Source organism: Galbibacter sp. PAP.153, from assembly GCF_037029175.1.
Classification (GTDB): Bacteria; Bacteroidota; Bacteroidia; order Flavobacteriales; family Flavobacteriaceae; genus Galbibacter; species Galbibacter pacificus.
In genome coordinates this window covers 36005-48403 of sequence record NZ_JAZEUN010000006.1, presented here as the reverse complement: position 1 = coordinate 48403, position 12399 = coordinate 36005, and the positions used below count along the sequence as shown (strand labels likewise).

General features: G+C 35.2%; 9 protein-coding genes. All 9 read left to right on the top strand.

Annotation, left to right across the window (positions count from 1 at the left end; all coding sequences use genetic code 11):
* Nucleotides 1-27 precede the first annotated feature (27 nt).
* Entirely contained in the window at nt 28-1446 is a 1419-nt protein-coding gene (locus tag UXI14_RS04710) for a TolC family protein (protein WP_335965098.1), read from the top strand.
* 284 nt (nt 1447-1730) lie between these two features.
* Nucleotides 1731-3365, top strand: coding sequence for a vitamin K epoxide reductase family protein (locus tag UXI14_RS04705; RefSeq protein ID WP_335965097.1), 1635 nt, complete (start codon nt 1731-1733; stop codon nt 3363-3365).
* 191 nt (nt 3366-3556) lie between these two features.
* Nucleotides 3557-3718 (top strand): hypothetical protein, encoded by a 162-nt coding sequence (locus UXI14_RS04700; protein ID WP_335965096.1) that lies wholly within the window; start codon nt 3557-3559, stop codon nt 3716-3718.
* 176 nt (nt 3719-3894) lie between these two features.
* Nucleotides 3895-6081, top strand: coding sequence for a peptidase domain-containing ABC transporter (locus tag UXI14_RS04695; RefSeq protein ID WP_335965095.1), 2187 nt, complete (start codon nt 3895-3897; stop codon nt 6079-6081).
* A 955-nt stretch (nt 6082-7036) separates the two neighbouring features.
* Nucleotides 7037-8083: an HlyD family efflux transporter periplasmic adaptor subunit gene (locus UXI14_RS04690; RefSeq protein WP_335965094.1), complete on the top strand. Its 1047-nt coding sequence runs from the start codon at nt 7037-7039 to the stop codon at nt 8081-8083.
* Nucleotides 8084-8468: 385 nt separating this feature from the next.
* On the top strand, nt 8469-9728 hold the full coding sequence (locus UXI14_RS04685) for an AAA family ATPase (RefSeq protein ID WP_335965092.1): 1260 nt from the start codon (nt 8469-8471) through the stop codon (nt 9726-9728).
* On the top strand, nt 9729-10091 hold the full coding sequence (locus UXI14_RS04680) for an RloB family protein (protein ID WP_335965091.1): 363 nt from the start codon (nt 9729-9731) through the stop codon (nt 10089-10091). It abuts the gene before it with no gap.
* Between the two features lie 440 nt (nt 10092-10531).
* Nucleotides 10532-11626 (top strand): ATP-binding protein, encoded by a 1095-nt coding sequence (locus tag UXI14_RS04675; protein ID WP_335965090.1) that lies wholly within the window; start codon nt 10532-10534, stop codon nt 11624-11626.
* Nucleotides 11619-12296, top strand: a complete 678-nt coding sequence (locus UXI14_RS04670; RefSeq protein WP_335965088.1) for a response regulator — start codon at nt 11619-11621, stop codon at nt 12294-12296. Before UXI14_RS04675 ends, UXI14_RS04670 begins: the two co-directional genes overlap by 8 nt.
* Nucleotides 12297-12399 lie beyond the last annotated feature (103 nt).

The window sequence follows — 12399 nt, the reverse complement described above, 5'->3', positions numbered from 1 at the left end:
ATTTATTTAAACAAAATAATAAAAATCATGATAAACAAGCATATTATTTATATAGGCATCCTCATGGGCATTCAACTGTATGCGCAAGAGAAGGTGCAAGCGCCCTTGACCTTGGAATATTGTATTGAAATGGCCTTGGATAATAACCTGGACTTAAAAAAATCAACGTTATCAAAAGATGCCTCACAGGTTAATTTCAACCAATCAAAAGCGGCCCTGTTGCCTACCTTGAATGCCAATTACAATCTAGGGGTTAGTAACGGGCGCAGTATTGACCCCTATACCAATGATTATGTGGATCAAAAGTTAACCTTTTCCAATGCCGGACTGAACCTTAACTTTACCGTTTTTAACGGGTTTAGGCTTTTAAACAGCATCCGGCAAAGAAGATATAGTTTAAATGCCGCAGCAATGGAGGTAGCAGAACAAAGGCAAAATTTAATTTTGGAGGTAACCCTGACCTATCTTCAGATCTTAAACAACCGGGATTTGTTAACGTTGGCGAAATCCCGACTGGAAACTACCAGAAATCAATTAAAGCGATTGGAGTCCCTGTACGAAGAAGAATTCGGCAACCCCGCCGATTATACCGATATGCAGGGGCAACTTGCTTTGGATATGACCAGTGTGATAAATGCCCGAAACAGCTTAAAAGAAGCCAAACTAAACCTATTTCAGTTATTAAATACCGCTATGGACACCGATGTTGATTTTGTTTCGATACCCGTTACCGACATCATTAAGGAATATCCGTATACCGCCGATGAAGTATTCTCCGATGCTTTGGCAAACATGGCGACCTTTAAAGCAAAACAATTTCGGTTAGATGCCGCCGAAAGTGGTATAAAAGCAGCAAGATCCGGCTACATTCCCAAAATCTCCCTATTCGGTCAGTTAAACACTAATTATTCAAGCGCTGCCCAGTTCTTTACGGAAACAGGTACTTCAATAGCAGAAACCGGCGGGTTCGTTACCGTGAATGGTACCGACTATCCGGTACTGACGAATGAAACAATTTTTTTTGGAGAGGACATCCGTTATATGGATCAAATTAAAAATAATGTCTATACCTCTTTTGGGGTTGCCGTTACGATTCCGCTATTAAACGGATTTCAATCAAAAAATAACGTGGCCCTGGAAAAGATAAAGCTTGAATCGGCTAAAATAGACCTGCAAAGCACCACACTTCAATTTAAAAATGCTATTGAGCAGGCGTATATAAAAATGGAATCGGCGCTCGAACGGTACCACATCTATAAAAAACAATCAGAGGCCTTTGATGAATCGTTTCGAATTAATGAAATCCGATTCAATAATGGAGTTTCCAATATCGTAGCCTACCTCACCAGTAAAAACAATATGGATAATGCCATGATCAATTTATCCAATGCCAAATATGAATATTTATTAAGGGTTCGGGTATTGGAATATTACAGAGGCGTATGATGGTTAAAGCAATCCCTCTTTTATGAAAAATCGTTAAAAACACAGTGAAATCAATAGACTATCCTGCGCTTTAAGGCTCGCCTGATATGGCATCTCTGGCGGGGCAAAATTGTATGATAAACCCTGGGGCAATGCAATTTAACATGGTCCAAAGAGATCAAATGACTGCAGAAACTCTAGGGGTTTGTATTATTATTCTTATATTTAAATTCTATTTTGCGTGCTTATCATTCATTTTGCCACTTATTAGTTATTAACTCCCCCCAAATAAAACATGTTCAAAAATGAAAGACCAGTTATTTACTGTGTTAAATGAATATTTAAAAAATTCAGATATTCACCTTAACCACACTGAACTTGAACTTCAAATTTTAAGCCATCCTTCATACCCAAGCCTACACTCGGTTACCGGCGTTTTAGATCATTTTAATATCAGCAATATTGCCCTCGAAGTTTCCGCAGATTTACAAACACTCAAACAGCTCCCAAAGACCTTTATTACATTAATTGACGGGGAAGAAAACAGGGAATTTGCAGTGGTTACACAATTTGATAACATTATCAATCTTACTTACGGAAATAAAAAGAAAGAAAAAATTACCGTAGAAAAATTCTTGTCTATTTGGAGCGGAATCATTCTAGTGGTAGAAAAGGACGAACTCTATGAAGACTTCACATCGACCAATACCGCAACAACTATGTCCAATAGCTTATTTATATGTTGTGGTATAATTTTAATAAGTACTTTTTTTCTGGCAAGTCCCACACTGGTGCAATCACTCCACTTTACCTTAGCCCTTATCGGTGCTTTCATAAGCGTTTTAATTACCAGACATGAGTTAGGTTTTATGTCAAAAACCTTAAATAAATTTTGCACAGCTCACGAATCTACAAGTTGTGATGCCGTTTTAAATTCAAAAGGGGCCACCGTCTTAAAAAATTTCAAATTAAGTGATTTTAGCCTTATCTATTTTGTTGGCTTAACGGTATCATGGCTCATTACAATAAATTTTGGCACTAATGACAGCAGCATTTTACTCCTTTCCTTTTTGACAATCCCCGCAACTTTATATTCACTTTATTATCAGTATGGCATTATAAAAAAATGGTGCCCGTTATGTATTGCAATTGTAATTGTTTTATGGGCACAAATTGGCACACTGTTTCTTCAGAGAACCCCCTTTTCAAACTTCCAATTCGATTTTATCAGTACATATGTCCTCTTGCTTGGCATGTTATTGGCTTGTTCAATGTGGCTATTAATCAAACCACTTCTTAAAGTGCAACAGGACTTTAAAAAAATACACATACAACACCATAAGTTCAAAAGGAACTTTGAGCTGTTTAATTCCATGTATAACAAAGGTGGACTTATTGATTTAGGTCACGCCCATAATGCAGAAATTATTCTTGGAAACCGTGAAGCCCCGTTACACATATTATTGGTAACCAACCCAAAATGCCACTATTGTAAAGAAGCGCATACCGTCATTGCCAATATTTTAAGGAAAAACCCAGAATCCATTAAACTAACGGTCAGGTTTAACTTAGGCAAAATCGATAAAAATGACCCCGGTTATAAAATCGCATGCAGGATTATCGAAATTTACAATACAGCATCCGAATCGCAATGCATGGAAGCTTTAAATGATGCTTATAAAGAAGATAACCCTATGGACCAATGGTTGCTTAAGTGGAAAGAAGCCAACAACGACGTATTTGATAAGGTACTGGAATCCCATCAATCATGGTGTCAAAAAAATGCTATTAATTTCACCCCGGCCCTATATATCAATGGCAGATTGTTTCCAAGAGAATATGAAAAAAGCGATCTCTCTTATTTTATAGATGATTTAATAGAACAAGCCGAAACCAAGGCATACAAGGATTTAAAACAACAAAATATAGCTGCAAGCTAACCATGAAGCACATACTTTTTCATCAATACGGAAAAGTGTGGCATAACAAACATTTCATCTCACGAAAGACAGACATACACTTTGAGTGTCTTTAAATGTTCAAAGCAAGCATAATCTTATAAATTATTTTACAATGAAAAAGTTATTGGACTTGGGAACCGCTTTAAATAGAACGGAACAAAAAAAGATTCATGGAGGAATTCATATTTGTGCACTGGACGGATGTCCTCCTGGGTATGTCTGTATCCCAAGCGGTCCGGGTGCCGGGTGCAGATTGCCTTAACCTGTCCCGAAAATTTGTTCAAGAGAAAGCAGGAGCTCTTTATTTTGTCCATGCCCAACCTATGAAGTGAAGCTAAAACAGACCAAATGAAGGAGCAGATGACCCGAACATATATCACATGAGTCATCACGCTATACAAGCTCCCAATATAATTTTAAGTTCTTATTTAAATGCATCCTTTAAACCGGATTTTATATAGTTCATGGCACACCCCCTGAACCTTAGCTAAAAAACACATATAAAGCATTGAAAAAATTCCCTCACTATACCCAAACTGAGGCCAAAGACTGTGGCCCGACCTGTATTAAGATCATTTCCAAATTTTATGGAAAAACAATTAATACACAACAACTTCGTACCCTTAGTGAGACGACAAGGGAAGGGAGCAGCTTACTGGGGTTAAGTGAAGCCGTAGAAAGTATGGGGTTCCGTTCTTTAGGAATCAAGCTTTCATTTGAAAAACTGCAAGAAGCCCCACTCCCTTGTATTTTACATTGGAATAAAAACCATTATGTCGTTCTTTATAAGATAAAAAATGAAAAGCTATATATTTCCGATCCTGCTCACGGGCTACTGAGTTATAATAAAGAAGCATTTTTAAAACATTGGATCGGCAATAATGCAAATGAATTTATTCAAGAAGGGATCGCACTTATAATAGAACCTACACCGCTATTTTATGAATCCGATTTTAAAGAAGATGAGAACTTTGGTTTTGGATTTATTTTTAAATACCTCTTCAAATATAAAAAATTTGTTATCCAGCTAATTATTGGGCTATTTGCAGGAAGTATATTACAGCTTGTGCTACCCTTTTTAACACAAAGTATTGTGGATGTCGGCATTAAAAATAAAGACATCAACTTCATTTATTTAATTTTAATGGCGCAATTGTTCTTATTCATAGGAAAGGCTTGCCTAGAGATTATCAGGGGCTGGATTTTACTGCACCTAAGTACCCGTATTAATATCTCTCTCATTTCTGATTTCTTCATCAAGCTTATGAAATTGCCCATCGCATTCTTTGACGTTAGGATGACCGGGGACCTTTTACAACGGATCAATGACCACAAACGAATTGAGAATATCCTGACCACATCCTCCCTAACCGTATTGTTCTCATTATTTAACCTGGTCATTTTCAGCATTGTTTTAGGTTATTACAGCATGCAGATATTTAGTGTCTTTGCATTGGGGAGCATATTCTATTTTGCGTGGGTGCTCTTTTTTTTCAAAAGGAGAAAAGAACTGGACTATAAACGATTTTCAGAAATAAGCACCGAACAAAGCAAAGTTATAGAGCTTATCAACGGGATGCAGGAGATTAAGCTCCACAATGCCGAAAGGCGTATGCGCTGGGGCTGGGAATATGTACAAGCCCGGCTGTTTAAAGTGGCTACCAAAAATTTAGTTCTCGAACAAACCCAGACAATAGGTTCTAATTTTATCAACGAGCTTAAAAATATATTTATAACGATACTATCGGCCAAGCTGGTTATTGAGGGAGATATTACTTTGGGAATGATGCTGGCCATTAGTTATATCATCGGACAATTAAATGCGCCTATCACTCAGCTCATTTCCTTTATGAGGGAAGTACAGGATGCAAAAATTTCTTTAAACCGTTTGGGGGAAATTCATAATAAGGAAGATGAAGAAAGGCCAGAAGACAACAATATTACCACCATCCCCCAAAATGCCGACATCCATCTAAAAAAAATATCATTCCGCTATACGGGTGGACTGGAGCCTGTTTTAAAAAACTTGTCATTAACCATCCCGGCAAACAAAACAACTGCCATTGTAGGGGTTTCAGGCAGCGGGAAAACAACACTGATGAAACTGTTGCTTCATTTTTATACCCCAGATAAAGGCAAAATACTGATTGATAATTTCAATCTGAATACTATCTCTCAAAAAGTATGGAGGGACCATTGCGGGGTTGTCATGCAGGAAGGCTATATTTTTAATGACACCATTGCCAGTAACATAGCAATTGGTGAAGATATCATTGATAAAGAAAGATTAAATCATGCCGTTAAAATTGCAAATATAGCCGATTATATTGACGGGTTACCGCTAAGCTTCAATACAAAAATAGGGAATGAAGGCATCGGTTTAAGTACGGGACAGAAACAACGGTTGCTCATTGCCAGGGCTGTTTATAAGAATCCCAAGTTTTTATTTTTTGACGAGGCTACCTCGGCGCTCGATGCCAATAACGAAAAGGTGATTATGGAAAATTTAAAGGGTTTTTTTGCGAATAAAACCGTTGTTGTCATTGCACACAGACTGAGCACTGTGAAAAATGCACATCAGATTGTTGTGTTGGACAAAGGTAAAATTGTCGAAATCGGAAATCACAAACAATTGATCGAACGACAAGGGGACTACTATAATCTAGTAAAGAACCAGCTTAACCTTGGTAACTGATAAATCATTGAAACAGTCATGATTCACATATAATATTTTTCGCGAAAGATAGACACAAACCTTGAGTGTCTTTAAATGTTCAAGGCATTATAAATATCTAAAATTTTTAATTATGAAAAATTTAGTTCATCTAGGTAAAGTTTTGAGTAAATCAGAAAAAAAATCCATTACAGGAGGAAGAATGGTTTGCTGTTATGAGTACCCACAATGTCCCGCCTACAACACAATAAGCTGTCTTATTGTTGCTGGGGAATGTAATTATCATACGGGAAGTGCTCCTTCTTGTTAAGTAATCTCTCTAATTGTATTATTTAAGCATAGAATTATGTTAATACATAATTCTATGTTTAAAATATTTAAAAAGATAGACACAAACCTTGAGTGTCTTTAAATGTTCAAGGCATTATAAATGTTTAAACTTTTTAATCATGAAAAATTTAGTCCATCTAGGCAAAGTTTTGAGTAAATCAGAAAAAAAATCCATTACAGGTGGGAGACCTGTTTGTTGTCATGACTATCCACAATGCCCTGATTACAACACTTTAAGTTGTATTATCATTCGAGATGAATGTCATTACTATTCTGGAGGGCTTGCTTGTTAATAAGGTCCCTGCATTAAATCGCCTTTTAAGTATAGACACAAGCTTTGAGTGTCTTTAAATGTTCAAAAGGTTTTATAAACATAAAAGATTTAATCATGAAAAATCTTAAGTTTTATCAAAGTCCGAGCAAAGAAGTATTCACGGAGGTGTTTACACATGTGGAATGGGTTACAAATGCTCCCGGGTTATTGCTGTCCGATAGATCCTGATAGTAGTAGCCAACGTGCATATTATGTAGGCCTATGCTTAACAAATCAATTGCATTGCAGTATGGATTTACCGAGCATAAAGAAGTGCTCGGTAAGTCTTTATTGCTGTTTTTCAGATTATAATCTCTTTTCCAAATCAATCACATGTCAAAAAGCAAGGAAACTATACAAATAAGAAGTGAACAGGTTCAGGAAATCCTCACTAAAATTCCCAACTGGATGATTCGATGGGGGAACCTATTATTTTTATGTTTAATCCTCATGCTTCTTATAGGGTCCTGGTTCATTAAATATCCAGATGTCATCGTTTCACAGGCACTCATTACAACGCACCCCCCCCTTCAAAAAATAGATGCTCAAACCACCGGAAGGATAGCCACAATTCTTGTAAAGGATTACGAATTCGTTCGTAGGGATCAACCAATCGCAATTATCAAAAATAATGCGGATTATAAAGATGTTTTTAAATTAATTTCATTAACCGACAAGATTCATATTAACAGTCAAGCATTTGATTTCCCGGTACATGATTTGCCCATCCTCTCTCTGGGAAGTATAGAAACAAGCTATGCCTTGTTTGAAAATAATTACCTCCAATATCTGCTTAACAAAAAATCAAGTTCCGGTGATGATAAAAGAGCTAGACTATTGGAAAACAACAATATGGATATTAATATGATAAATCAAGAATTCAAACTATCAAAAGATGTTATTCAATCGTACAATCAACTTAAAAACGATATTAAGAAATGGGATAATGCATATGTCCTCAGGGCCAAAATAAATGGGCAGGTGGCATTTTTAAATTATTGGAAGAAAAATCAAATCGTACACAAAGGAGATTTAATATTCACAGTCATTCCTTTACATTCTGGATATATAGCAAAGTTAAAAGTCCCTACTATAAATGCAAGCAAAATAAAAACCGGACAAATAGTGAATATTAACTTAGATAATTACCCCGCATCCGAGTATGGGGTTCTTAAAAGTAAAATCGTCAAAAAATCACCGTTTCCGAATAAGGATGGCTTTTATTTGATAGAAGCATCTTTACCCGGTAATTTAGTAACTACCAATCACAATAGTATAAATTTCAAACAAGACTTAAGCGGATCAGCTGAGATCATCACTGAAGACCTCCGTCTTCTTGAACGTTTATTTTATAAAATAAAAAATATATATAAGGAATAAGGCACAAACAAATTTTAAAAATCATGAAAAAAATGCTCATTTTCAAGGGTTTACTATATTTTAAGGTTATATAAAAATTTTCGTCTTGGTTTAATGAATAAAGATATTTCAATAGTTTGACTTCCTATAATTAGACTGGACGCAAAGACGAGAGAGTACTACTAGCCATGACAAGTACAGTAAAAACAGGAACGTAGCTTTATTGGACCGATTACCCCCTCCTGTAGTACCTATATATCGATAAAAATATGTCTTAAAGCAAGTTGTTTGCATTTTTTTGAGGTAATGAATGGAGTCCTCTTTTATTGTTAATTTTTATTAAGTTCAAAAATTAATAAATTTTAATCCTTATATTTGTAAATATTTTACAAATAAATACATTAAAATGGTTTTAGAAATCAAATTAAGTAATTTCTTTTCAATCAGTGATGAAATTATACTAGACTTAAGAGCTGGAAATATCAACACTGAAAAATCTCGTTCTTTAAACGATAATGTTTTTGAATTTGATGACATAGAAGTACTAAAAACTGTTGCTTTATATGGTGCAAATGCATCTGGAAAATCCAATATTATTAAAGCTATTAGATTTTGTATTGCTATGGTGTATGATTCCCATAAACATAATGAAAACTCTATATTCAATTTCCGGCCATTTAAGTTCAAAGGATATTCCAATAAACCAAGTAACTTTTTTATCCGTTTTGTATATGAGGACATTGAATACAAATATTCCTTCTCACTTACAAGAAATGAAATCATAAGTGAAAGCCTTTATCATTATCCAAATGGAAGAAAAGCAAAAGTTTTTGTTCGTGACGAAAAAGCAGGCAATAGTAAAAGGGATAAATATTCATTTGGTACCTCTGTAATAAAAAGACCTTTTGACGTTGTAGAAAGCACATCCAATAAAACGCTTTTTATTTCAAGGGCAAGTCAAATGGATAGAGAAATTCCAAAAAAGATTTTTCACTTTTTCCACGGCATGTTCATCAGGAGACACTCAAGTTATAGTATAAGTAATATAGATAGCCTTATTAAAACCTACAAATATTACCTCTTAAAAGGATTACATATGGCTGATAGTGATATTGTCGATTTTAAACATAGATTAATAAAGGAAAAAGGAAAAAAAATCAGAGCAAATGTGGATACGCAGGAAGCTTTCATTGAAGATGACGAGTTAGAAAGCATTGAAATAAAGACGTATCATCGTTATTCACCCAATATAGCTTTTGACTTTGTGACTGAAGAATCTAATGGTACTAAAAAGTTGTTCTTCATGCTACTTACTATTCTTGATATATTGAGAAATAATAAAACCTTACTGGTTGATGAAATAGAAGACAGTTTACATCCAAAAATTGTTGATTATATTATAAAACTTTTCAATACCGGTGAGAAAGCTCAGTTAATATTTACGACATATAATACCAACCTATTAGACTTAAGCAAGTTCCGGAAAGACCAAATATGGTTTGTGAATAAAACTACTGATGGCAATTCCGACCTTTATTCACTTTACGACTACAGTGATTTTAGGGATACTATGGATTTAGAAAAGGCATACCTACAAGGTCGATTTGATTCAATTCCAATAGTGGATGATTCAATCAAAAATTTAAAATCAATCATCGTTGAATAAATGGCTAAAGGGAGAAGAAAGTCTAAAGGTAAAATGATCAACCCTACATTATTTGTTTTTTGTGAGGGCGATACCGAAGAAGCGTATGTGAATATGTTAAAATCTCATTTTAGATTATCTTCAATTCAGATACATTCAAAAATAGGTGGAAATAATATAACCTCTAAATATATCGCCAACTATAAAAAAGGTAAGCCAATCCATGATAAAGATATTAATTATTTAATGTATGATTTAGATGTTCCTGAAATTCTGAACAGATTAAAAAAAATTGAAACTTGTGAACTGCTGGTATCCAATCCTTGTATTGAATTGTGGTTCCTTTTACATTATAAAAATCATACTGCGAATTCGAAATGCTAATACTTATGTAAAGAGCTAAATAATAGGAATAAAGGGTACAAAAAAGGTGTTATTGATAAAAAACTGAATGAAAAATTAACTACGAAACTGAATGACGCTATTAAAAGAGCCAAAAAACTGAATGAAAATGGAAACCCAAGTACTAGTATATTTAAGTTTTTGGAAAAATTAATCGAATTAAAAAAATAAAGCATGAACAATACACAACCGAGTCGGGCAGACGGTCATCATTCACAAGCATATGGCAAGTCTTTTACATTGTTTTACAGCGATACGGCGGTTCAAAATCACATTTCCCAAACAGGTAGTTTGTTATGAATTACGCTTTTGAAAATTGAAGGGAACACATTCACAGAAGAACAAATCACAGCACTACAAGCAATAATTAAACGGCCCGGGAGTGTAATCTTTATAAAATCTTTATAAGTTATTGCCTAATTTTGCAAATAAAAGTGGGGCCGGTTTTTAATAGGAACATAAGCACAACAAAGCAATACGTAATAAGCATTTCCCTTATTGGGATAGCTTCAATAGTATCATACATTTTTCATGATTATATAGGTTACAGGGCGGTCGCTTTAATTTTATTGTTGGCAGTTTCTCTTTCCGCAATGCTTTTTGATATACTACCGGTACTGATATGTGCCGTTTTAAGTGCCTTAATACTCAATTTTTTCTTTATCCCGCCACTTTATACGTTTAAGATTGCATCAGCCGAAGATGTTTTAATGTTTTTGATGTACCTACTCATCGCCATGATCAATGCTGTTTTAACAATTAAGATTAGGCAATTTGAAGATAAAAAAAGAAGTGAGGAGGAGAAGGAAAAAACGATAGCGCTCTACAATACATTGTTAAACTCCTTATCACATGAACTTCGAACGCCCATTTCTACCATTATCGGTGCAGTTGATACTATTGTGGACAATGAAGAGAAGCTATCCAAAGAAAGCATTAGAGAACTGTATGCCGAAATAGGAACAGCAGGAAATCGATTGAACGGGCAGGTTGAGAACCTTTTGAACATGAGCCGGCTGGATGCCGGAATGCTCAAACCTACTTTTGATTGGTTTGATATCAATGAGCTTGTATTCAATGCCGTTAAGGAGAGTAATTACCCGGCAACGGAGCGGTATGTAATTTTTGAACCCAATGATGATGTATCACTATTGTATATGGATGGCGGGCTTTTAGAGATAATATTGTACAACCTTATTCATAATGCGATGCAGCACACCCCACCAAAATCGAATGTATTGATTGATTGTAATTACATAAATGAAAAATTAATTATCGATATATCAGATAATGGAAAGGGCTTTCCAAAAGAGGAAATAGATTTTGTTTTTAATAAGTTTTACAAGCTCGATGCAACCGCCACGGGAGGAACCGGTTTGGGGCTCTCCATTGTAAAAGGATTTACAGAAGCTTTAAACGGGAAAATAACTTTGGAGAACAAAAAAACCGGGGGAGCGCATTTTCATATAGAAATCCCTTCCAAAACTTCAAACATACAAATTGCCGAAGATGAATAGTCCAAAAATATTGATTATAGATGACGAGCCGCAGATCCGTAAGCTCTTACAGATTAGTTTGGAAAGCAATGATTATAAGGTGCTTCAGGCCGCTACAGGTAAAGAAGGCTTGATAGTGTCTGCCAATCACCCCCCTGATTTGATCTTACTGGATATTGGCTTACCGGATAAAAGCGGACACCTAATTTTGAAAGCGCTTAGGGAATGGTACAATCAGCCTATTATTATCTTATCAGTACAGGACAATGAGGCTGATATTGTTTCGGCTTTGGACAACGGGGCTACTGATTATTTAACGAAGCCTTTTAGAACCGGGGAATTGCTGGCCCGTATCCGTGCAGCTATCAGAAAAAACCAGAATACCCAAAACGATACCGTTGTAAATGCCGGAAATCTATCGATTGATTATATAGCGAGGACCGTAAAGATAAACGACGAGATAATTAACCTTACTTCTACGGAGTATTCATTATTGGCGCTTTTAACAAAAAATGAAGGAAAAGTCCTTACGCATCAATATATTCTCAAGGAGGTTTGGGGGCATAGTTTCCAGTCACAGACACAATATTTGAGGGTTTTTATAGGAACCCTTCGTAAAAAAATTGAGGACAACCCTAACAATCCTAAACATATTATTACTGAAAGTGGTATAGGATATCGCTTTCAATAATCTTTATAAAATCTTTATCCTTTTCAGTTATATCTTGATTTTTCAATCGGTTATCAACCCCGAAATTTGCACTCTGATTATTTCTTGACATACGATATGTCAT

Bases quoted from the DNA above. Each gene is read 5' to 3' on its own strand.
- UXI14_RS04710 (WP_335965098.1), top strand. From the start codon at position 28: ATGATAAACAAGCATATTATTTATATAGGCATCCTCATGGGCATTCAA.
- UXI14_RS04705 (WP_335965097.1), top strand. From the start codon at position 1,731: ATGAAAGACCAGTTATTTACTGTGTTAAATGAATATTTAAAAAATTCA.
- UXI14_RS04700 (WP_335965096.1), top strand. From the start codon at position 3,557: ATGGAGGAATTCATATTTGTGCACTGGACGGATGTCCTCCTGGGTATG.
- UXI14_RS04690 (WP_335965094.1), top strand. From the start codon at position 7,037: ATGTCAAAAAGCAAGGAAACTATACAAATAAGAAGTGAACAGGTTCAG.
- UXI14_RS04685 (WP_335965092.1), top strand. From the start codon at position 8,469: ATGGTTTTAGAAATCAAATTAAGTAATTTCTTTTCAATCAGTGATGAA.
- UXI14_RS04680 (WP_335965091.1), top strand. From the start codon at position 9,729: ATGGCTAAAGGGAGAAGAAAGTCTAAAGGTAAAATGATCAACCCTACA.
- UXI14_RS04670 (WP_335965088.1), top strand. From the start codon at position 11,619: ATGAATAGTCCAAAAATATTGATTATAGATGACGAGCCGCAGATCCGT.